General features: G+C 68.9%; 20 protein-coding genes. 13 read left to right on the top strand and 7 right to left on the bottom strand.

Annotation, left to right across the window (positions count from 1 at the left end):
- Positions 1 to 18: 18 nt before the first annotated feature.
- Genes QM708_RS03405 through murI form a run of 3 tightly spaced genes read left to right on the top strand, consistent with a single transcriptional unit; the run spans position 19 to position 2,593 of the window.
- Positions 19 to 1,116, top strand: a complete 1,098-nt coding sequence (locus QM708_RS03405; protein WP_415104406.1) for an S-(hydroxymethyl)mycothiol dehydrogenase — start codon at positions 19 to 21, stop codon at positions 1,114 to 1,116.
- Positions 1,113 to 1,742 carry an MBL fold metallo-hydrolase gene (locus QM708_RS03400; protein WP_415104404.1) on the top strand — a complete coding sequence of 210 codons (630 nt, stop codon included), beginning with the start codon at positions 1,113 to 1,115 and terminating at the stop codon, positions 1,740 to 1,742. Before QM708_RS03405 ends, QM708_RS03400 begins: the two co-directional genes overlap by 4 nt.
- Positions 1,739 to 2,593, top strand: coding sequence for a glutamate racemase (gene murI, locus QM708_RS03395; RefSeq protein ID WP_415104402.1), 855 nt, complete (start codon positions 1,739 to 1,741; stop codon positions 2,591 to 2,593). Before QM708_RS03400 ends, murI begins: the two co-directional genes overlap by 4 nt.
- Positions 2,594 to 2,770: 177 nt before the next feature.
- Here the strand turns inward: murI and QM708_RS03390 are convergent, their stop codons facing one another.
- From QM708_RS03390 to QM708_RS03365, 6 genes are all read right to left on the bottom strand, one after another.
- Positions 2,771 to 3,148: an NUDIX hydrolase gene (locus tag QM708_RS03390; protein WP_415104400.1), complete on the bottom strand. Its 378-nt coding sequence runs from the start codon at positions 3,146 to 3,148 to the stop codon at positions 2,771 to 2,773.
- A gap of 20 nt (positions 3,149 to 3,168) precedes the next feature.
- A complete protein-coding gene (locus QM708_RS03385) occupies positions 3,169 to 4,089 on the bottom strand; it encodes a COX15/CtaA family protein (protein WP_415104398.1) in 921 nt (306 codons plus the stop codon).
- Positions 4,077 to 4,853 carry an ABC transporter permease gene (locus tag QM708_RS03380; protein ID WP_415104396.1) on the bottom strand — a complete coding sequence of 259 codons (777 nt, stop codon included), beginning with the start codon at positions 4,851 to 4,853 and terminating at the stop codon, positions 4,077 to 4,079. The genes QM708_RS03385 and QM708_RS03380 overlap by 13 nt, the downstream gene beginning before the upstream one ends.
- 55 nt (positions 4,854 to 4,908) lie before the next feature.
- Complete coding sequence (locus tag QM708_RS03375) at positions 4,909 to 5,616, bottom strand: ABC transporter ATP-binding protein (protein ID WP_415104394.1); 708 nt, start codon at positions 5,614 to 5,616, stop codon at positions 4,909 to 4,911.
- Positions 5,617 to 5,676: 60 nt separating this feature from the next.
- Entirely contained in the window at positions 5,677 to 8,181 is a 2,505-nt protein-coding gene (locus tag QM708_RS03370) for a sodium-translocating pyrophosphatase (protein WP_415104392.1), read from the bottom strand.
- 84 nt (positions 8,182 to 8,265) lie between these two features.
- Positions 8,266 to 10,749 (bottom strand): sodium-translocating pyrophosphatase, encoded by a 2,484-nt coding sequence (locus QM708_RS03365; protein WP_415104390.1) that lies wholly within the window; start codon positions 10,747 to 10,749, stop codon positions 8,266 to 8,268.
- A 197-nt stretch (positions 10,750 to 10,946) separates the two neighbouring features.
- Between QM708_RS03365 and QM708_RS03360 the strand changes: the two genes are divergently transcribed.
- From QM708_RS03360 to QM708_RS03320, 9 genes are read left to right on the top strand one after another with little or no spacing between them, the layout of a single operon-like run.
- A complete protein-coding gene (locus QM708_RS03360; RefSeq protein ID WP_415104388.1) occupies positions 10,947 to 11,627 on the top strand; it encodes a helix-turn-helix transcriptional regulator in 681 nt (226 codons plus the stop codon).
- Positions 11,624 to 13,060, top strand: a complete 1,437-nt coding sequence (gene sufB / locus QM708_RS03355; protein WP_415104386.1) for a Fe-S cluster assembly protein SufB — start codon at positions 11,624 to 11,626, stop codon at positions 13,058 to 13,060. The genes QM708_RS03360 and sufB overlap by 4 nt, the downstream gene beginning before the upstream one ends.
- Before the next feature lie 23 nt (positions 13,061 to 13,083).
- The gene (gene sufD, locus QM708_RS03350; protein WP_415104384.1) at positions 13,084 to 14,268 is read left to right on the top strand and encodes a Fe-S cluster assembly protein SufD; all 1,185 of its coding nucleotides are present in this window, start codon (positions 13,084 to 13,086) and stop codon (positions 14,266 to 14,268) included.
- A complete protein-coding gene (locus QM708_RS03345) occupies positions 14,268 to 14,597 on the top strand; it encodes a non-heme iron oxygenase ferredoxin subunit (protein ID WP_415104382.1) in 330 nt (109 codons plus the stop codon). The genes sufD and QM708_RS03345 overlap by 1 nt, the downstream gene beginning before the upstream one ends.
- A gap of 6 nt (positions 14,598 to 14,603) precedes the next feature.
- Positions 14,604 to 15,368 carry a Fe-S cluster assembly ATPase SufC gene (sufC, locus tag QM708_RS03340; RefSeq protein WP_415104380.1) on the top strand — a complete coding sequence of 255 codons (765 nt, stop codon included), beginning with the start codon at positions 14,604 to 14,606 and terminating at the stop codon, positions 15,366 to 15,368.
- A complete protein-coding gene (locus tag QM708_RS03335) occupies positions 15,361 to 16,638 on the top strand; it encodes a cysteine desulfurase (RefSeq protein ID WP_415104378.1) in 1,278 nt (425 codons plus the stop codon). Before sufC ends, QM708_RS03335 begins: the two co-directional genes overlap by 8 nt.
- A complete protein-coding gene (sufU, locus tag QM708_RS03330; RefSeq protein ID WP_415104376.1) occupies positions 16,635 to 17,117 on the top strand; it encodes a Fe-S cluster assembly sulfur transfer protein SufU in 483 nt (160 codons plus the stop codon). The genes QM708_RS03335 and sufU overlap by 4 nt, the downstream gene beginning before the upstream one ends.
- On the top strand, positions 17,114 to 17,503 hold the full coding sequence (locus QM708_RS03325) for a metal-sulfur cluster assembly factor (RefSeq protein WP_415104374.1): 390 nt from the start codon (positions 17,114 to 17,116) through the stop codon (positions 17,501 to 17,503). The genes sufU and QM708_RS03325 overlap by 4 nt, the downstream gene beginning before the upstream one ends.
- Before the next feature lie 26 nt (positions 17,504 to 17,529).
- Positions 17,530 to 18,093: a hypothetical protein gene (locus QM708_RS03320; RefSeq protein ID WP_415104372.1), complete on the top strand. Its 564-nt coding sequence runs from the start codon at positions 17,530 to 17,532 to the stop codon at positions 18,091 to 18,093.
- 34 nt (positions 18,094 to 18,127) lie between these two features.
- On the opposite strand, the gene QM708_RS03315 is transcribed toward QM708_RS03320, so the two are convergent.
- Positions 18,128 to 19,729 (bottom strand): ABC-F family ATP-binding cassette domain-containing protein, encoded by a 1,602-nt coding sequence (locus tag QM708_RS03315; protein WP_415104370.1) that lies wholly within the window; start codon positions 19,727 to 19,729, stop codon positions 18,128 to 18,130.
- Between the two features lie 70 nt (positions 19,730 to 19,799).
- Here QM708_RS03315 and QM708_RS03310 point away from each other — a divergent pair, with 70 nt between their 5' ends.
- Positions 19,800 to 21,002, top strand: coding sequence for an AI-2E family transporter (locus QM708_RS03310; RefSeq protein ID WP_415104368.1), 1,203 nt, complete (start codon positions 19,800 to 19,802; stop codon positions 21,000 to 21,002).
- The last annotated feature ends 33 nt before the right edge of the window (positions 21,003 to 21,035 follow it).

Here is a 21,035-nt window from a genome sequence, read left to right as displayed (position 1 = left end):
GTTGGCCATGCTGGGCCCATGCAGCAGGTGAAAGCGGTCATCGCGCGCGCCAAGGACGCGCCCGTCGAACTCGTCACGATCAACGTGCCCGATCCCGGTCCGGGTGAGGCGGTCGTCAGAATCCAGGCGTGCGGGGTCTGCCACACCGACCTGCACTACCGCCAGGGCGGCATCGGCGACGACTACCCCTATCTGTTGGGGCATGAGGCGTCCGGCATCGTCGAGCAGGTCGGGCCCGGAGTGAGTGAGGTCGCGCCCGGCGACTTCGTCATCCTCAACTGGCGTGCGGTCTGCGGCAACTGCCGCGCCTGCCTGCGCGGGCGTCCGTGGTACTGCTTCGCCACCCACAACGCCACCCAGAAGATGACGCTCGAAGACGGCACGGAACTGAGCCCGGCGCTCGGCATCGGCGCGTTCGCCGAGAAGACCCTCGTGGCCGCCGGCCAGTGCACCAAGGTCGATCCGGGCGCCCGCCCGGCCGCCGCCGGCCTGCTCGGCTGCGGCGTGATGGCCGGCCTGGGCGCGGCGATCAACACCGGCAACGTCGGACGCGGCGACTCGGTCGCCGTGATCGGCTGCGGCGGCGTGGGCATGGCCGCGATCGTCGGCGCCCGCCTCGCCGGCGCCGCCAAGGTGATCGCCGTCGACGTCGACCCGCGCAAGCTCGGCCAGGCGCTCGAACTCGGCGCCACCCATACGGTGTACGCCTCCGAGGGCGACCCGGTGGACGCCGTCCGCGAACTGACCGGCGGTTTCGGCGCCGACGTCGTCATCGACGCGGTCGGGCGTCCCGAAACCTGGACGCAGGCGTTCTACGCTCGTGACTTGGCCGGCACCGTGGTGCTGGTCGGCGTCCCCACCCCCGACATGGAACTGACCATTCCGCTGCTGGAGGTGTTCGGCCGCGGCGGCTCGCTCAAGTCGAGTTGGTACGGCGACTGCCTGCCGAGCCGCGACTTCCCGATGCTGATCGACCTCTACCTGCAGGGCCGGCTGCCGTTGGACGCCTTCGTCTCCGAGGAGATCGGCATCGGCGACATCGAGGCCGCGTTCACCAAGATGCATCACGGTGATGTGCTGCGCTCGGTGGTCGTGCTGGAGGGGGCGCCGGCATGAGCGCCCGCATCGACCACGCCGTCACCTCGGGCACCTTCTCCCTCGACGGGCAGACCTTCGACGTCGACAACAACGTGTGGGTGCTCGGCGACGACACCGAATGCATCGTGCTGGACGCCCCGCACGACGTCGAGGCGATCCTCACCCTGGTGGCCGGACGCCGCGTACTCGCGGTGGTCTGCACGCACGCCCACGACGACCACGTCCGGTACGCCCGTGAACTCGCCGACGCCGTCGGCGCGCCGGTGTGGCTGCACCCCGACGACCTGCCGGTGTGGCGGCTCACCCATGCGACCGACCCGGATGGTGCGTTGGCCGATGGGCAGCAGATCTCGGTCGCCCAGACGGTCGTGACCGTGCTGCACACGCCCGGGCATTCGCCGGGGTCATGCTGCCTGTACGTCCCCTCGTTGGGCACGGTGTTCACCGGGGACACCCTGTTCCAGGGTGGTCCCGGGGCGACCGGGCGCAGCTTCTCCAGCTGGGACACGATCCTGGAGTCGATCAACAACGTCCTGTTCGCGCTGCCGGACGACACCGTCGTGCGCACCGGGCACGGCCCGAACACCACCCTCGGCGCCGAGCGTGCCACGGTGCCGGCGATCGGGTCGGCGAAACCGGAGTGAACGAGCTGAACCCGCCCGTCGGCGACCAGAGCGTCCTCACCCGCGGGGTGGACGCCCCGATCGGGATCTTCGATTCCGGATTCGGCGGGCTGACGGTCGCCCGCGCGGTGTGGGATCAGCTGCCCGCCGAGGATGTCATCTATCTCGGTGACACCGCGCGAGCCCCCTACGGGCCGCTGCCGATCTCGCAGGTGCGCGAATATGCGCTGGAATGCCTCGACCTGCTCTACGCCTCCGGCGTGAAAGCCCTGGTCATCGCCTGCAACTCGGCCTCCTCGGCGGTGCTGCGGGATGCCCGGGAGCGCTATGACGTGCCGGTGATCGAAGTGATCCTGCCCGCCGCGCGGCGCGCGGTGAAGATGACCCGGTCCGGTGAGGTCGGGGTGATCTGCACCGCGGCCACCGCGATGTCGCAAAGCTACGACGACGCCATGGCCGCCGTCCCCGGCGTCCGGCTGCACACCGCCACCTGCCCGCTGTTCGTCGACTACGTCGAGCGGGGAGTGACCGGCGGGCCGGAGCTGCTCGATGTGGCCCGCCGCTACCTGGCCCAGTTGCAGTTCGTCGGGGTCGACACGCTCATCCTCGGCTGCACGCACTACCCGCTGCTGACCGGACTGCTGTCGTACGTTCTCGGCGACGGCGTCACCCTGGTGAGTTCGTCCGAGGAATGCGCCAAGCAGGTCTACGCCGAACTGACCGACCTCGGCCTGGCCCGCGAATCCGACCACGCCGGACGCCGCCGCTTCCTCACCACCGGCGACCCGACCCGTTTCTCCGGCATCGGACGCCGCCTGATCGGCACCGAGCTGGACGCCGTCGAACAAGTCGTCGGCGCCGCTCAGGGCTGACCCGCTGGGGTCGTCTCTGGCGTGGTCTCCCCGGCCGTCACCACCCGTGAGCCGTGCGCGGGCGAGTTCCCGTCTTGCTCAGGCCCCGTGAATGTAGAGATGTGGTGCGTCTACTCGCCATATCTCTACATTGATGCGCACGGCGCAGTCGGGAATTGATCCTCCACCTGAAACCACTCAGTGGCAGCGCCTGACGATTCCGGGTAGCCACTCCAGGTAACTCGCGTCGGCGAGGTGCAGACGGGGTAGAGCGTCGGGGGCGAACCAGGTGACGGCGTCGTGCTCATCGGGCGCGGTGTTGCGGGGCTCGCCGTGCCACGCGGTGACGAGGAAAGGGTGCGCCACCACGGCCGGATCGGACAGCATCATGCGGATGCCGGCCAGCGAGGTCACCTCGATGCCGAGCTCTTCCCGGCATTCGCGGCGGACGGCGTCCTCGGGCGTCTCGCCCGGCTCGACGTGCCCGCCGACGAGATCCCAGCAGTCGGGATACCAGGCGCGGTCCGCTCTCCGGTGGGCCAGCAGGACGCATCCGCGGCGGACGAGCACCGCCAACGCGACGTGGTGGACGCCGGTCAGTGCGACGTCCCCGGCGCTCCGACGCGGGGCGGCGCGGACGCAGGCACGGATGATCCGTTGCGGGTCAGGAATGCGAGATGGCCGAGGGCGGCGACGAAGAGGGTCGTCCCGACCATGTGCAGCATCACCATCGCGATGGGCAGGTGGGCGAAGTACTGGACGTAGCCGATCACGCCCTGCAGTAGTTCGACACCGAGCAGGCCGAGCCACAGTCGGCGCAGGCGGGCGTCCGACCACGCCAGCAGGATGCCGAGCACGGTCAGGCCGACGATCAGCCATACCGACCAGGCGTGCAGTTTCGCGGTCCATTCGGGGGAGAAGCCGTTGCGCTGGGTGCCACCATCGCCCGAATGCGGGCCCGCGCCGGTCACCACGACGCCCAGCGCGATCACGATCAGCCCGACGACGAACACCGCGCGGGTCAGCAGCGCCAGCCGGGGGGCGGCATAGGCCCGCCGCACCGCGAAGGACAAGTGGACGATCTCCACGCAGATCAGGATGAGCACGACGGATGCCACCATGTGCAGCCCGACCACCCACGGGTTGAGCTGCATCCGCACCGAAATGCCGCCGATGACGGCCTGGGCGATGATGCCGAGGCCGACGCCGAAGGTCAGCCCGACCAGCAGCCGCGGAGCCTGCTGCCGCCGGTACAGGCGCAGGGCGGTGATGAACGCGGCCAGCGCGATCGCGGCGAGCACGAAGGTCAGCAGCCGGTTGCCGAATTCGATGATCCCGTGGATGCCGAGTTCGCCGGTCGGCACGTACGACCCGGGCTCGCATTGGGGCCAGGTCGGGCAGCCGAGCCCCGACTTGGTGAGCCGGACCAGCGCGCCGGTCCAGATGATCACCATGTTCGCGATCAGGTTGGCCACGGCCCAGCGCCGCAGCGCGCGCGGGGAACTCAGGACGTCCATCGGAAGGCCTTTCGAGCGAGGACGAGGGCGACTACCAGCCACGCGGCCAGCACCACCAAGGGAAGCGGGGCGACGATCCCGGACGCCAGCGCGCGCAGCGACTCGCCCAATGCGGCCGACGGCAGCAGCGCCAGCACCGGCTGCGCCCAGGCGGGATGCGCGGCGACGGGGATCACCAGGCCGCCGCCGACGGCGACCAGAAGGTAGATCAGGTTGGCCAGCCCGAGGGTGGCTTCGGCGCGGAGGCGCCCGGCCAGCGCGAGCGCGAAGCACGCGAAGGTGGTGACCGCCAGCAGCGCGGCGACCACAGCGATCGGGATCTGCAGCGCGGCGGGTGCGGGCCGCCAGCCCAGCGCGAAGGCCGCGACGGTGAGCAGTACGACCTGGCCGAGCGCGATCGCGCCATTGGCGAGCGCTTTGCCGGTCACCAGATCGCCGCGGGTGAGCGGCGTGGCGACCAGGCGTTCCAGGACGCCGTAGCGCCGTTCGAACCCGGTCGAGATCGCCAGCGACGTGAACGTCGTCGACCACAGCGCCAACGCCAGCACCGAGGCGGGGAAGACCGCGACATCGAGCCCGACCCGATCCCCGAACACCAGGCCCGCGATCAGCAGCCCGAACGGGATCACCAGCGCGAGCAGCAACTGCTCCCCGTTGCGCACCAGCAGGGACGCCTCGATGGCGGCGTGCCGCAGGATCCGTCGCCCGCGCGGGGCGGCCCCGGCGGCGGGGGTGAGGTCGAGACCCTCGACGGTGGCGGTCATCGGCGCTCCTGGGTGAGGCGGGGCGAAGGCACCGGCCGTGCCGGCGTGGCGGCGGTCACGAACGGTCCTGGGTGTGGGCGACGAACACGTCCTCCAGAGACGCCTCCGCGGTGAGTTCGGCGACGGTCCCGCTGATGGTGATCCGGCCGGCGTCGGTGATCCAGACCCGATCGGCGAGCGCGGCGGCCTCGTCCATGGCGTGCGTGGTGAGCAGGACGCCGGCGCCGGCGTCCGCGAAGGCGCGGATCACCGACCAGGTGCGCCGGCGCGCGTGCGGGTCCATGCCCGCGGTGGGCTCGTCGAGCAGCACGAACTCGGGGCGCCCGATCAAGGCGCCGGCCAGGTTGACCGCCTGCTGCTGGCCGCCCGACAGGCGGCGGTACGGCGTCCGCACGAACGACTCCAGCGCGAGCGCCTCGACGACCTGCTCGACCGGCTGCGGGTTCGCATAAAGGCTGGCGAGATAGCGCAGTAACTCCAGGGGCCGGACCCCGGACCAGGCGCCGGCCGACTGCGGCATCAGCCCGAGCCGGGCGAGCGCCCGGGGATCGCCTGGCGCGTGACCGAGCACCCGCACCGTGCCCGCGCCGGGCGGGATGAGGCCGGTGAGCACGCGGATCGTCGTCGTCTTGCCCGCCCCGTTGGGGCCGAGCAAGGCGGTCACTTCGGCGGGTTCGGCGGTGAAGGTGAGGCCGCGGAGGACGGGGCGTCCGCCGAGGGACACCTCGAGCCCGTCGACGATGAGGGCAGACTGTGCGGGCACCCGGACAGTCTACGCGCGACGGGCGGGGCGGATGCCCGGGCGGCCCGGGGTGCCCCAGGCTCAGGCGCCGCGACCGGACGCCACCTGCTCGCGGGTGAGCATCGGCTCGTCGATGCGCATGCCGTAGAAGCTGCGCCACATGAACACCAGCGCCGCCACCAGCGAGGCCCCGGCGAGCACCAGCACGAGCGTGTGGGCGTCCGAGGCACGCAGCGAGACGCCCAGCTCGACTGCCAGCAGGCCGAACAGGGTGGTGAACTTGATCACCGGGTTGAGCGCGACCGAGGAGGTGTCCTTGTACGGGTCGCCGACCGTGTCGCCCACGATGGACGCGTCGTGCAAGGCGGTGCCCTTCGCGTCCAGATCGACCTCGACGATCTTCTTGGCGTTGTCCCAGGCGCCGCCGGCGTTAGCCATGAAGATCGCCTGGTAGAGGCCGATGATCGCGATCGAGACCAGGTAGCCGATGAAGAAGAACGGGTCGGTGAACGCGAAGGCGAGGGTGGCGAAGAAGACGCCCAGGAAGATGTTGAACATGCCCTTTTGCGCGTACTGGGTGCAGATCTCCACCACGCGCCGCGAGTCGGCCACCGACGCCTTCACGACGCCGTCCAGCTTGATGTTGTCCTTGATGAACTCCACCGCGCGGAAGGAACCCGTGGTCACCGCTTGGATGGACGCCCCCGCGAACCAGTGCACGATGGCGCCGCCGGTGATCAGCCCGAGCAGGAAGGGCGCGTACAGCAGCGACAGCTTGTCGATATTGGCGGTCATCCCGTCGGTCAGCCCCATCATGATCGAGAAGATCATCGTGGTGGCACCGACCACCGCGGTGCCGATCAGCACCGGTTTCGCGGTCGCCTTGAACGTGTTGCCGGCCCCGTCGTTCTGCTCCAGCAGCCCCTTGGCGTGCTCCCATTGCGGGTCGAACCCGTAGCGGGCGCGGACGTCGGCGTCGACGTCGGGCAGATCCTCGATGGTGGACAGCTCATAGATCGACTGCGCGTTGTCGGTGACCGGACCGTAGGAGTCGACCGCGATGGTGACCGGCCCCATCGCCAGGAAGCCGAACGCCACCAGCCCGAACGCGAACACGCCGGGGGCGACCATCAACTCACCCAGCCCGGTGAGCGAGACCAGGTAGGCGATCGCCATCAGGAACACGATCGCCAGGCCGAGCCACAGCCCGGAGAAGTTGCCGGCGACCAGGCCGGAGAGGATATTGAGCGAGGCACCGCCCGAATGCGACGACTTCACCACCTCGTGCACATGCTTGCTGTGCACCGAGGTGAACACCTTGACCAATTCGGGAATCAGCGCGCCGGCCAGCGTGCCGCACGACATGATGCCGGCCAGCTTCCACCACGCGGTGCCGTCGCCCAGGTCGGGGATCAGCACCGCCGAGGTCGCGAAGGTGACCACGATCGAGACGAGCGAGGTCGTCCACACCAGCCGGGTCAGCGGCCGCTCGAAGTCCATCTCGCCGGCGCCGGCGTCCCGTTTCCAGGTCACCCACGAGCTGACCAGGTAGGACGCCAGCGAGGCGAGGATCATCATCGCCGAAACGAAGAACAGCCAGACCAACAAAGTGGCCTGCGTCGACTCCACAGCGTCCCCAACGACCGCCGGCGACACCGCGAGCATGATGAAGGTGACCAGGGCCACCGACGTGACGCCGTAGGTCTCGAAGCCGTCGGCGGACGGGCCGACCGAGTCGCCGGCGTTGTCGCCGGTGCAGTCGGCGATGACGCCGGGGTTGCGGGCGTCGTCCTCCTTGATCTTGAAGGCGATCTTCATCAGGTCCGAGCCGATGTCGGCGATCTTGGTGAAGATGCCGCCGGCGATGCGCAGCGCGGAGGCGCCCAGCGACTCGCCGATGGCGAAGCCGATGAAGCAGGCGCCGGCCAGATGCCCGGGCAGCACCAGCAGGATGGTGAGCAGCGCGAACAACTCCAGCGAGATCAGCACGGTGCCGATGCTCATGCCCGCCCGCAGCGGAATCTGGTGCAACAGATACGGACGCCCCCGCAACGCGGCGAACGAGGTGCGGCCGTTCGCGAACGTGTTCACCCGGATGCCGAACCAGGCGATGCCGAAGCTGCCGGCCATGCCGAGCAGGCTGAAGGCGAGGATCACCAGGGTGTTGCCGATCGGCGTCCCCACCAGGAACGCGAAGTAGACGAAGATGACTGAGGCCGTGAACAGCCACAGGATCGCCAGGAACCGGCCCTGCTGGGCCAGATAGGCGCGGCAGGTGGCGTAGATCAGCTCGGACACCTCGCGCATCGCCTCGTGGACCGGCAGCCGGCGCAGGCCGAGATAGGTGACCAGCCCGAACACCAGGCCCACCAGCGAGATCACCATGCCCACCATCAGCAGCACCCGGCCGTCCACGCCGCCGGCGACGACGGCCTGGGAGAGGTCGGGAAGCCGCAGGTTGGCCTCGCCGCCGCCGTGGCCGGTGCCGGGCGCGGTCGGGCCCATCGAGCACCCGGCCAGGCCGAGGACGATCACGGTGGCGACGACGAGCGGGACACGACGGTGTGCGGGGGAGTGGGCTGCCATTGCCAAACAATAGGGGGACGCCTGCCCTCCCCGGGAGGTGCAGGCGTCCCTCAAACGCTCACAAATTCCTTACAGTCGCGATCGCTACAGGCGTGAGGCGTCGGTGAAGTCGTCCGCGGTCAGCATCGGGGCGTCGATCCGCATGGCGTAGAAGCTGCGCCACACGAACACCGCCGAGGCGATCAGGAAGACCACCGACAGGGCGCCGACCAGCACCCCGTGACCGCCGGCGGTCAGCGACACCGCCAACTCGACGGCGAGCAGCCCGAACAGGGTGGTGAACTTGATCACCGGGTTGAGCGCGACCGAGGAGGTGTCCTTGTACGGGTCGCCGACGGTGTCGCCGACGATGGACGCGTCGTGCAGGTCGGTGCCCTTGGCGGCGAGGTCGACCTCGACGATCTTCTTGGCGTTGTCCCAGGCGCCGCCGGCGTTCGCCATGAAGATCGCCTGGTACAGACCGAACAGCGCGATCGAGACCAGGTAGCCGATGAAGAAGAACGGTTCGGCGAACGCGAAGGCCAGCGTGGCGAAGAACACGCCCAAGAAGATGTTGAACATGCCCTTCTGCGCGTACACGGTGCAGATCTCGACGACGCGCCGGGAGTCCTCGGCAGAGGCGCGGGTCGCGTTGTCGTCCAGCTTGATGTTGTCCTTGATGAACTCCACCGCGCGGAACGAGCCGGTGGTGACCGCCTGAATGGACGCACCGGTGAACCAGTAGATCACCGCGCCGCCGGCGATCAGGCCGAGCAGGAAGGGTGCGTGCAGCAGCGATAGCATCTCCACGCCGTGTTCCAGGCCGCCGGTGAGGCCCATGATGATGGAGAAGATCATCGTGGTGGCGCCGACCACCGCGGTGCCGATCAGCACCGGTTTGGCGGTCGCCTTGAACGTGTTGCCCGCGCCGTCGTTCTCCTCCAGCAGGCCCTTGGCGCGGTCCCAGTCGGGGGTGAAGCTGAAGTCACGCTCGATGTTGGTGGTGATCCCGGGCACCTCCTCGATGGTGGACAGCTCGTAGACCGACTGGGCGTTGTCGGTGACCGGGCCGTAGGAGTCGACCGCGATGGTGACCGGGCCCATCCCGAGGAAGCCGAACGCGACCAGGCCGAAGGCGAACACCGCGGGCGCCTTCATGTCGTCGCCGAAGCCGAGCACGGTGGACACCGCGAAGCCGATCGCCATCAGCCCGACGATCGCCATCCCCAGCCAGTAGGAGGAGAAGTTGCCTGCCACCAGGCCGGACAGGATGTCGAGCGAGGCGCCGCCGGAGTTGGCCGACTTGACCACCTCCTGGGTGTGCCGGCTCTTGACCGAGGTGAAGACCTTGACCAGTTCGGGGATGAGCGCGCCAGCCAGGGTGCCGCAGGAGATGATCAGCGACAGCTTCCACCAGGTGGTGCCGTCACCCAGATCGGGGATCAGCAGTGCCGAGGTGACGAAGGTGAGCACGATGGAGACGACCGAGGTGATCCACACCAGCCAGGTGAGCGGGGCCTCGAAGTCCATCTCGGCGGCGTCCTCGTAGCGGCGCTTGGTCAGGGCCGCGTTCACCGCGTAGGAGGCGCCGGAGGCGACCACCATCACCGCGCGGATGAAGAAGATCCACACCAGCAGGGACGCCTGCAGCACGGCCTCGCTCGGCGGGATCGCCAGCATGATGAAGGTGACCAGGGCGACGCCGGTGACGCCGTAGGTCTCGAAGCCGTCAGCGGACGGGCCTACCGAGTCGCCGGCGTTGTCGCCGGTGCAGTCGGCGATCACGCCCGGGTTGCGGGCATCGTCCTCCTTGATCTTGAACACGATCTTCATCAGGTCGGAACCCACATCGGCGATCTTGGTGAAGATGCCGCCGGCGATGCGCAGCGCGGAGGCGCCCAGCGACTCGCCGATCGCGAAGCCGATGAAGCACGAGCCGGCGATCTGCGCCGGCAGGAACAGCATGATGACCAGCATCATCAGCAGCTCGATCGAGATGAGCACCATGCCGACGCTCATCCCCGCCCGCAGCGGGATCTGGTGCAGCGGGTACGGACGCCCGCGCAGCGCCGCGAAGGAGGTGCGGCCGTTGGCGAAGGTGTTCACCCGGATGCCGTACCAGGCGATGCCGTAGCTGCCCGCCATCCCGATCAGCGAGAACGCCAGGATGATGAACACCTGACCCCAGCCCGACCCGGCCAGGAACTTGAAGTAGACGAAGATGACCGAGGCGATGAACGCCCACAGGATCATCAGGAACCGGCCCTGCTGGATCAGGTAGGCCTTACAGGTGGTGTAGATCAGCTCGGACACCTCGCGCATCGCCTGGTGCACGGGCAGGCGGCGCAACTGCATATAGCTGCTCAGGCCGAAGGCCAGGCCGCCCACGCACACCACCAGGCCGATCATCAGCAGCGCGACGCCGTTGATGGCCCCGCCGAAGAAGGTCGCCGCGCCCAGATCGGGCAGGTGGAGGTTCGCCTCGCCACCGCCGGTGTGACCCTGGCCGGCCTCGGGCGGGGGAGCGGTACATCCGGCGAGCGCCACCAGAAGTGGCGCGAGAAGGACGGGAAGCCTGCGGCTGGCCACGGTGACATCCTTTGCTGGTCGGCACTGCGGGCGGCGAGCGTCGACGCCCGCGCCAGATACTACGCCGCGTAGTGGTCAGGTGTGGGCGAAGTTCAGGTTCGGCGTATGCCGACGCGCGCGGTAGCCTGGGCAAGTTGCGCACGGCGGGAAATTTGAAAGAATGGCGTTGCTTTATAGCGATGGGAAGGGGGCGTCCGATGATCGAACTGAGCATCGAAGCCAACAATGACCACGCTCGCGACGATGCCTCGACCCGAGACCGCGTCGCGCGCTCCATCCTGGAGCACGGGCCGTCCACGGCCGCGGAGCTCGCCCAGCGTCTCTACCTGACGCCGGCGGCGGTCAGGCGCCACCTCGCCGTCCTGATGGACGCCGGGCATCTGACCTCGCGCGAGCAACGTGTGTACGGCCAGCGCGGGCGGGGGCGTCCGGCCAAGGTGTTCCTGCTCACCGATGAGGGCCGCGAGTCCTTCCACCACGCCTACGACGAACTGGCGATCCACGCGCTGCAGTTCCTGCGCGCCTCCGGGGGCACCGAGGCGGTCAACGCGTTCGCCGAGCAGGTGATGGAAGAGGTGCGCCGCCGGTTCACCGCCGAGGGTGCGGAATATTCCACCCCGGTCGATGCGTTGGCCGAAGTGCTGAACGAACGCGGTTACGTCACGTCTTTGCAGCCCGTGGCCTCGGGAACCCAGCTGTGCCAGTACCACTGTCCGGTGGCGCACGTGGCACGCGAGTTCCCGGAGTTGTGCGCGGCGGAGACCCGACTGTTTTCGGAGCTGCTGGGGAGCCATGTCCAGCGGCTCGCGACGATTGCCCATGGCGACGGGGTGTGCACCACGCACATCCCCCACCCAGTCGAGAGGAAGTCTTCATGACTCAGACCCAGGCCCCCGGGCTCGGTGCTACGCAGGACGAGCACCTCGAAGCCCTCGGTAAGTACCGTTTCGGGTGGCACGACGCCGATACCGCAGGGGCGTCCGCCCGCCGCGGCCTCAACGAGGACGTCGTGCGTGACATCTCCGCCCGCAAGGACGAGCCGGCCTGGATGCTGGAGCGCCGCCTGCGCGGCCTGAAGCTGTTCGATCGCAAGCCGATGCCGACCTGGGGCGCCGATCTCGGCGACATCGACTTCGACACGATCAAGTACTACGTGAAGTCCACCGAGAAGCAGGCGACCACCTGGGACGAACTGCCCGAGGACATCAAGAACACCTACGACCGTCTCGGCATCCCCGAGGCCGAGAAGCAGCGCCTGGTCGCCGGCGTCGCTGCGCAGTACGAGTCCGAGGTGGTCTACCACAAGATCAACGAGGAACTGGAGCGCCAGGGGGTCATCTTCCTCGACACCGACACCGGCCTGAAGGAACACCCCGAGATCTTCGGCGAGTACTTCGGCACGGTGATCCCGACCGGCGACAACAAGTTCGCCGCGCTGAACACCGCCGTCTGGTCGGGCGGCTCGTTCATCTACGTGCCTAAGGGCGTCCATGTCAGCATCCCGCTGCAGGCCTACTTCCGGATCAACACCGAGAACATGGGCCAGTTCGAGCGGACGCTGATCATCGCCGACGAGGGCTCCTACGTGCACTACGTCGAGGGCTGCACCGCGCCGATCTACAAGTCGGACTCGCTGCACTCGGCCGTGGTCGAGATCATCGTCAAGAAGAACGCCCGCGTCCGCTACACGACGATCCAGAACTGGTCGAACAACGTGTACAACCTGGTCACCAAGCGCGCCACCTGCGAGGCGGGCGCGACCATGGAGTGGATCGACGGCAACATCGGCTCCAAGGTGACCATGAAGTACCCGGCGGTGTGGCTGCTCGGCGAGCACGCCAAGGGCGAGACCCTCTCGGTCGCCTTCGCCGGCGAGGGCCAGCACCAGGACACCGGCTCCAAGATGGTGCACGCCGCCCCGCACACCTCCAGCTCGATCATCTCCAAGTCGGTCGCGCGCGGCGGCGGACGGGCGTCCTACCGCGGCCTGGTCGAGGTGCAGCCGCAGGCGCACCACTCGGCGTCCTCGGTGAAGTGCGACGCGCTGCTGGTCGACACCATCAGCCGCTCCGACACCTACCCCTACGTCGACGTCCAGGTCGACGACGTGTCCATGGCGCACGAGGCGACCGTCTCGAAGGTGTCGGACGACCAGCTGTTCTACCTGATGCAGCGCGGGATGGAGGAGGACGAGGCGATGGCGATGATCGTGCGCGGCTTCGTCGAGCCGATCGCCCGCGAACTGCCGATGGAGTACGCCCTCGAGCTGAACCGGCTCATCGAACTGCAGATGGAAGGAGCCGTGGGCTGAGCCCGCGGAGAGGAACGAGAAACGTGACCGTGACTGAAGTCCCCAACGTTGCCGGGGCGATCGAAACCATCGAGTCCCACCTGCACCCGAAGCCCAGCTTCGACCTGGCCGACCATCCGGTGCCGACCGGCCGCGAGGAGGTGTGGCGGTTCACCCCGCTGCACCGGATCAAGCCGCTGCTCGCCGAGGCCCCGGACGCCGACGGCGTCCGCGTCGGCGTCGAGGCCCCCGAGGGTGTCGTCGTCACCTCGGCCGTCCGCGGCGCCTCGCCGCGCGGCGACGTGCTGGTGCCCGGTGACCGGACCGCGGCCCTGGCCGATGCCGGAGCCGCCGAGGCGACCGTGGTGCGCATCCCGGCCAACGCCGAACTCACCGAGCCGGTCCGCCTCGACCTGGTCGGTACGGACGCCTCCGCGCGCTCGGCCCGGGTGTACGTGATCGTCGCCGAGCCGAACTCGAAGGCGACCGTGGTGCTGCGGCACACCGGCAGCGCCCAGGTGCTGGAGAACGTCGAGATCGACGTCCAGCCCGGCGCCAACCTGACCGTGGTGTCGCTGCAGAACTGGGACGACGACGCGCTGCACGCCGGCGAGCAGACCGCCCGGGTGGGCCGCGACGCCACCTACCGGCACGTCAACGTGACCTTCGGCGGCAGCGTCGTGCGGCTGCACACCAACATGTACTACGAGGGCACCGGGGGCGAGGCCGAACTGTTCGGCCTCTACTTCGCCGACGCCGGCCAGCACCTGGAGCACCGGCTGTTCGTCGACCACAACGCGCCGCAGACCCGCAGCAACGTCGACTACCGTGGCGCGCTGCAGGGCAAGGACGCACACTCGGTGTGGGTCGGCGACGTGCTGATCCGCAAGGTCGCCGAGGGCATCGAGACGTATGAGTCCAACAAGAACCTGGTGCTCACCGAAGGTGCCCGCGCCGACTCGGTGCCCAACCTCGAGATCGAGACCGGCGAGATCGCCGGGGCCGGGCACTCCTCGACGACCGGACGCTTCGATGACGAGCACCTGTTCTACCTGACCAGCCGCGGCATCGACCCCGTCGAGGCCAAGCGCCTGGTGGTGATGGGCTTCTTCGTCGACATCATCCGCCGCATCGGCGTCGACGACGTCGAAGCCCGCCTGATCGCCGAAGTGGAGCGCGAGCTCGCCAGCACCGTCGGTGCGGCGCCCGCGGCGTCCTTGGAGGGCTGATGAGCTGGGCCGTCGCGTGCGCGGTCGCCGAACTGGAGACCGACATCCCGCTCTCGGTGGAGGTGGGCGACGAACTCGTCGCGCTGGTCTCCACCGCGGGCGAGGTGTTCGCGATCCGCGACGAGTGCAGCCACGCCCGCGTCATGCTCAGCCTCGGCGAAGTCGACGACTGCACGCTCGAGTGCTTCGCCCACGGCAGCCGGTTCGACCTGCGCACCGGTGAGCCGCTCGACCTGCCGGCGACCCAGCCGGTCCCCGTGTACCCAGTCAGAATTGAGGGCGACGAGGTGCTCGTCGACCTTGCCAACCCGCTCAACCAGGAGTCCTGAACACCTATGTCCCTCGTCATCAACGACCTGCACGTCGACGTTCTCACCGAGGACGGCCCCAAGGAGATCCTCAAGGGCGTCAACCTGACCATCAACCCCGGTGAGGTGCACGCCATCATGGGCCCCAACGGCTCCGGCAAGTCGACCCTGGCGTACGCGTTGGCCGGGCACCCGAAGTACCAGATCACCTCGGGCAGCGTCACCCTCGACGGCGTCGAGATCAACGAGCTGAGCGTCGACGAGCGCGCCCGCGCCGGGCTGTTCCTGGCCATGCAGTACCCGGTCGAGGTTCCCGGCGTGTCGGTGGCGAACTTCCTGCGCACCGCCAAGACCGCGATCGACGGCGAAGCGCCGAAGGTGCGCACCTGGGTCAAGGAGGTCAACGGCGCGATGAGCGACCTCGGCCTCGACCCGTCCTTCTCGTCGCGTTCGCTGAACGAGGGCTTCTCCGGCGGTGAGAAGAAGCGCGCCGAGATCGTGCAGCTGCAGCTGCTCAACCCCAAGTACGCCATCCTGGACGAGACCGACTCCGGCCTCGACATCGACGCCCTGCGCGTCGTCGCCGCCGGCGTGAACCGCTACACCTCGGCCGGTGACCGCGGCGTCCTGCTGATCACGCACTACACCCGCATCCTCAACTACATCACGCCCGACTTCGTGCACGTGTACGTGGACGGCCGCGTGGTGGCCGAGGGCGGCCCCGAGCTGGCCCAGAGCCTGGAGGAGACCGGCTACGACTCCTACGTCGCCGCCGCCCGGGCCAATGCCTGACCCGAACCCTTCGGTCTCCTCGCTCGCCGAGCAGGTGCGCGGGGACTTCCCCGTGCTCACCCGCTCGGTGAACGGGCACCCGCTGGTCTACCTGGATTCGGCGAACACCTCGCAGAAACCGGTCGCCGTCGTCGAGGCGATGCGCGCGCACCTGCTGGAGCACAACGCCAACGTGGCCCGCGCGATGCACACGCTCGGCGCCGAGGCGTCCGCGGCCTTCGAAGGCGCACGCGCGAAGGTGGCCGGCTTCATCGGCGGGGCGACCGAGGAGGTCGTCTTCACCAAGAACGCCTCCGAGGCGCTCAACCTGGCCGCGTACTCGCTGGGGTCGCACCTGAGGCTGGGGCCTGGTGACGAAGTGGTGGTGTCGGTGCTGGAGCACCACTCCAACATCGTGCCCTGGCAGCTTTTGTGCGAACGCACCGGCGCCACGCTGCGCTGGTACGACGTGACCGATGCGGGCCGGCTCGACCTGGACAAGGCGCGCGCCGAAGGCCTGGTCAACGAACGCACCAAGATCGTCTCGCTGGCCTGGGTGTCGAACACGCTCGGCACCGTGAACCCGATCACCGAACTGGCGCGCGAGGCGCACGCCGTGGGCGCGATCGTGGTGGTGGACGCCTCGCAGGCCGTCCCGCACCTGCCGGTCGACGTCACCACGCTCGGGGCGGACCTGATGGCCTTCACCGGCCACAAGATGGTCGGTCCCACCGGCATCGGCGTCCTGTGGGGGCGCTACGATCTGCTGGAGAAGCTGCCGCCGTTCCTGGGTGGTGGCGAGATGATCGAGGTCGTCCGGATGGAGGGCTCCACCTTCGCCCGCCCGCCGGCCCGCTTCGAGGCGGGCACGCCGCCGATCGCCGAGGCCGTCGGGCTCGGCGCGGCCGTCGACTACCTGACCGGCATCGGCATGGAGCGGATCGCCGCCCACGAGCACGCCATCACGCAGTACGCGCTGTCGCGCCTGGTCGGCATGGACGGCATCCGGGTGCTCGGACCGCAGGACGCCGTCGACCGCGGGGGAGCGATCTCGTTCACCGTGACCAGCGCCGACGGCTTCGAGGTGCACCCGCACGACGTGATGCAGCTGCTGGACGCCCGCGGCGTCGCCGTCCGCGGCGGGCACCACTGCGCCCGCCCGCTGCATCAGCGGCTCGGCATCCAGGCGTCCTCGCGGGCATCGGTGTACCTGTACACGACCCCGGCCGAGATCGACGCCCTGGTGGACGCGCTCGGCTACGCGCGCGACTTCTTCGGAGGAATCAGGTGAGCGTCGAACAGCTGTATCAGGAGATCATCCTCGACCACTACAAGGCCAAGCATCACTCCGGCCTGCGCGACCCGTTCCAGGCCGAGGTGACCCACGTCAACCCGTCCTGCGGCGATGAGATCCTGCTGCGCGTGCACCTGGACGGCGACACCGTCGCCGACGTGTCCTACGACGCGATCGGCTGCTCGATCTCGCAGGCGTCCACCTCGGTGATGACCGATCTGGTGATCGGCAAGACCGTCGATCAGGGTCTCGCCCTGGCCGGCGCCTTCCAGGAGATGATGCACTCCCAGGGCAAGGCCGAACCCGATGAGGACCTTCTCGAGGACGGCATCGCGTTCCTGGGCGTGGCCCAGTTTCCCGCGCGCGTCAAATGCGCGCTGCTCGGGTGGTCGGCGTGGAAGGACGCCGTCGCCCACGCCCTGGCCGTCACCGGACGCGGTGATGCGGCAGACGATTCTGTGCAGGAGGCACGATGACCGAACAGCCCCGCCCCTCCGACCTGGTCAAGGACACGTTCCCTGACGCCGTGCCCGCCGAGGGCGCGCCCGTCCAAGTTGCCGCGATCGAAGACATCGAAGAGGCCATGCGCGAGGTCGTCGACCCCGAGCTGATGGTCAACGTTGTCGACCTCGGCCTGGTCTACGGCGTCAGCGTCGACGAGCAGAACAACGCGACCATCGACATGACGCTCACCTCCCCCACCTGCCCGCTGACCGACCGGCTGGAATACGACACCCAGGCAGCGCTGGCGTCCCTGGTGAACTCGGTCACCATCAACTGGGTCTGGCTTCCGCCGTGGACGCTGGACAACATCACCGACGAGGGCCGCGAGCAACTCCGCGCGATCGGTTACAACCTCTGACGCCAGTGGTTGCATAGGGTGGGGGCATGACGGAAACCACCCCCCTGGCCGTACTGACTGTCTGCACCGGCAACATCTGCCGCTCACCCGCGCTGGAGAGGCTGCTCGCCCAGCGGTTCGGCGACGCCGTGACCGTGTCGAGCGCGGGAACCGGCGCGGTGGTCGGCGCCCCGATCCACCCGCCCATGGTCGCCTTGATGGAGGCGGCCGGCGTGAACACGGCCGGCTTCGCCGCGCGGCAGATCAACGAGGGCATCGTCGCCGGCGCCGAGTTGATCATTCCGCTGACGGTGGAGCACCGCTCCGCCGTGCTGCGGGATTCGCCCGCGGCGCTGCGCCGCTGCTTCACGATCCTAGAGCTGGCCGCGATCGTGACGTCCCCCGACTTCCCGGCCTTGACCGGTGAGACGCGCGCCGAACGGCTGCGCGAGGCGGTGAAGCTCGCGGCCGCCTACCGCGCGCTGGCAGCCGACGCCGAACGTGACGTTCCCGACCCGTACCGGCGCGGGAATGAGTCCTACCGGCATGCCTGGGACCTCATCGTGCGCGCGGTCGACGGCTTGGCCGGGGTCATCGAGCCTGCGCGCTGAACCTTCGCCTGCCGGCGTCCGCCGGGAGAAAACCTCAGGCGAGCGAGATCAGGTCGGTGTACTCCGGGCTCCACAGGTCCTCGTCGCCGTCGGGCAGCAGCAGGACGCGGTCGGGTCGTAGCGCCTCCACCGCGCCCTCGTCGTGGGTGACCAGGACGACCGCGCCCGCGTAGGTGCGGATCGCCTCCAGCACCTCGGCGCGCGAGGCCGGGTCGAGGTTGTTGGTCGGCTCGTCGAGCAGCAACACGTTCGCGGAGCTGACCACCAGCATCGCCAGCGCCAGGCGCGTCTTCTCGCCGCCCGACAGCACGCGCGCGGGCTTGTCGACGTCGTCGCCGGTGAACAGGAACGAGCCCAGGATCTTGCGCACCTCGGTGTCGTCGAGGTTCGGCGAGGCGGACACCATGTTGTCCAGCACCGACCGTGATGTGTCGATGGTCTCGTGCTCCTGGGCGTAGTAGCCCAGCTTGAGCCCGTGCCCGGGGTGCACCTCGCCGGTATCGGGGGTCTCGATGCCGGCCAGAATGCGCAGCAGCGTCGTCTTACCCGCGCCGTTGAGGCCGAGCACCACCACATTGGCGCCCTTGTCGATCGCCAGGTCGACGCCGGTGAACACCTCCAGCGACCCGTAGTTCTTGCTCAGGTCGGACGCCGTGAGCGGCACCTTGCCGCAGGGTGCCGGCTCCGGGAAGCGGATCTTGGCGACCCTGTCGGCGGCACGCTGGCCTTCGGTGGCGGCCAGCAGTCGCTCGGCGCGCCGAGCCATGTTCTGTGCGGCGACGGCCTTGGTCGCCTTGGCGCCCATCTTCTCGGCCTGCTCCAGGAGCCGCGCGGCCTTGCGCTCGGCATTGGCTCGCTCGCGGCGGCGGCGCTTCTCGTCGGTCTCGCGCTGAACCAGGTACTTCTTCCAGTCGAGGCTGTACTGGTCCAGCTCGGCGCGGTTGGCGTCCAGGTGGTAGACCTTGTTGACCACCGCGTCCAGCAGCCCGGTGTCGTGGCTGATCACCAGCACACCGCCCGGATACCCGGCCAGGTAGCTGCGCAGCCAAACGATCGAGTCGGCGTCCAGGTGGTTGGTGGGCTCGTCGAGCAGCAGCGTGTCGGCGCCCGAAAACAGGATGCGCGCCAACTCGACGCGGCGGCGCTGGCCGCCCGACAGCGTTTGCAGGGGCTGGGCCAGGACGCGGTCGGGCAGGCCCACGTTGGCCGCGATCCGGGCCGCCTCGGATTCGGCGGCGTATCCGCCGGCGGCGGCCAGTTCGGCCTCGGCGCGCGCGTAGCGGCGCATGGCGTCGTCGCGGTCCTCATCGGTGGCGGCGTCCGCCATCGCATGGCTGTAGGTGGCCAGCCGGACCAGGATGCCGTCGAGGCCGCGCGCGGACAGGATCCGGTCGCGGGCGAGCTGGGTCAGATTGCCGGTGCGGGGATCCTGCGGCAGATAGCCGATCGTGCCGGTTCTGGTGATCTGGCCGCCGGCCACCATGCCCTCGCCGGCGAGGATCTTCGTCATCGTGGTCTTGCCGGCGCCGTTGCGCCCGACCAGGCCGATCCGGTCGCCGGAGGCGATCTGGAACGACGTGGGTTCCAGCAGGGTCCGGGCGCCCACGGACACCGTCAGCTCGCGCGCAACAATCACGAGGGACGAGTCTACGCGCTCGCCCCTAGAGGCCCCTGCGGGGCACAGAACGTCGGAAAGGGTCGTTACGATGGCGACCATGGAGGTCACCGACCGTCGTCCGCTCTTGCCCACCATCACCGTCATCCTGCTGACGCTGACCGCGTCCGTGGCGGTGCTCTACGGCATGAGCCAGTTCGCCGACATCCTCGGCCCGTTGCTGCTGACGACCAATCTGTTCATCGCCGCCTTCCCGATCCAGGTATGGCTGGTGCGCAAGGGCGTTCCACGGATGCTCGCCCAGGTCGTGCTGGCCATCACCGTGTTCGCGGTGCTGGCGGTGTTCTTCTACGCCCTCGCCTGGTCGGTGACCGCGCTGGTGCAGGAGTTGCCCCGGTACCAGGCGCAGTTCTACGTGCTGTACTACGACGTGGTCGACCTGCTGAAGAGCCTCGGCATCTCCGAGCAGCAGATCTTCGAGCAGATTCGCGGGGTCAACCCGGCCAGCCTCACCGGTGTGCTGAGCAGCGCCGTCGGCAGCCTCACCAACGTGGTCAGCGTGGTCGTGGTGCTGATCGTGATGATCTTCATGATGGCCTTCGACACCGACGCCTTCGCGCACCGCAACCGCACCTTGAAGACTTACCAGCCGCGCATCTGGAACTCGATCGCCGACTTCATCATCGGCGTGCGCCGCTACTGGCTGGTCACCTCGCTGTTCGGCCTGATCGTAGCGATCGTCGACGTGGTCGCCCTGGAACTGCTCAGCGTCCCGCTCGCGCTGGTGTGGGGCATCTTGTCGTTCCTGACGAACTACATTCCCAATGTCGGTTTCGTGATCGGCCTCGTCCCGCCCGCGCTGATGGCGCTGCTGGCCAACGGGCCGATCACCGCGCTGATCGTGGTCATCGTCTACTCGGTGGCCAACTTCGTGATCCAGTCGATCATCCAGCCGAAGTTCAACGGGGACGCCGTGGGCGTCACCGCCCTGGTCGCGTTCTTGTCGCTGCTGCTGTGGAGTTCGGTCCTGGGCGCGCTCGGCGCGCTGCTCGCGCTGCCGATGACGCTGCTGGCCAAGGCGCTGCTGATCGACCACGATCCGCAGATGCGCTGGATCAACGCCTTCATCTCGAACGACCCCGACACCGCGATCCCGCGCGAGGTCACCGTGGTGGCGATCGACGCCGACGGCATCGTCGAGGATGTCGGCGCCGAGGCCGAACCTTCGTCCGGCGGGCCGGCCGAGTCGCTTCCGGACGAAACCGGTCCGGGGCGGCCCGCGCCCGCCGGCTGAGCGCCGTGGGGACGCGGGACCGCCGCCTTGCGG

It is taken from the genome of Propioniciclava sp. (assembly GCF_047602245.1).
GTDB lineage: Bacteria > Actinomycetota > Actinomycetes > Propionibacteriales > Propionibacteriaceae > Propioniciclava.
This window is presented reverse-complemented; position numbering and strand designations above follow the sequence as displayed.

Coding starts and splice junctions, on each gene's coding strand:
- QM708_RS03360 (WP_415104388.1), top strand. CDS start 10,947: ATGATCGAACTGAGCATCGAAGCCAACAATGACCACGCTCGCGACGAT.
- QM708_RS03385 (WP_415104398.1), bottom strand. CDS start 4,089: ATGGACGTCCTGAGTTCCCCGCGCGCGCTGCGGCGCTGGGCCGTGGCC.
- sufB (WP_415104386.1), top strand. CDS start 11,624: ATGACTCAGACCCAGGCCCCCGGGCTCGGTGCTACGCAGGACGAGCAC.
- QM708_RS03405 (WP_415104406.1), top strand. CDS start 19: ATGCAGCAGGTGAAAGCGGTCATCGCGCGCGCCAAGGACGCGCCCGTC.
- QM708_RS03370 (WP_415104392.1), bottom strand. CDS start 8,181: ATGGCAGCCCACTCCCCCGCACACCGTCGTGTCCCGCTCGTCGTCGCC.
- QM708_RS03380 (WP_415104396.1), bottom strand. CDS start 4,853: ATGACCGCCACCGTCGAGGGTCTCGACCTCACCCCCGCCGCCGGGGCC.
- QM708_RS03400 (WP_415104404.1), top strand. CDS start 1,113: ATGAGCGCCCGCATCGACCACGCCGTCACCTCGGGCACCTTCTCCCTC.
- QM708_RS03335 (WP_415104378.1), top strand. CDS start 15,361: ATGCCTGACCCGAACCCTTCGGTCTCCTCGCTCGCCGAGCAGGTGCGC.
- QM708_RS03345 (WP_415104382.1), top strand. CDS start 14,268: ATGAGCTGGGCCGTCGCGTGCGCGGTCGCCGAACTGGAGACCGACATC.
- QM708_RS03320 (WP_415104372.1), top strand. CDS start 17,530: ATGACGGAAACCACCCCCCTGGCCGTACTGACTGTCTGCACCGGCAAC.
- QM708_RS03325 (WP_415104374.1), top strand. CDS start 17,114: ATGACCGAACAGCCCCGCCCCTCCGACCTGGTCAAGGACACGTTCCCT.
- sufC (WP_415104380.1), top strand. CDS start 14,604: ATGTCCCTCGTCATCAACGACCTGCACGTCGACGTTCTCACCGAGGAC.
- QM708_RS03310 (WP_415104368.1), top strand. CDS start 19,800: ATGGCGACCATGGAGGTCACCGACCGTCGTCCGCTCTTGCCCACCATC.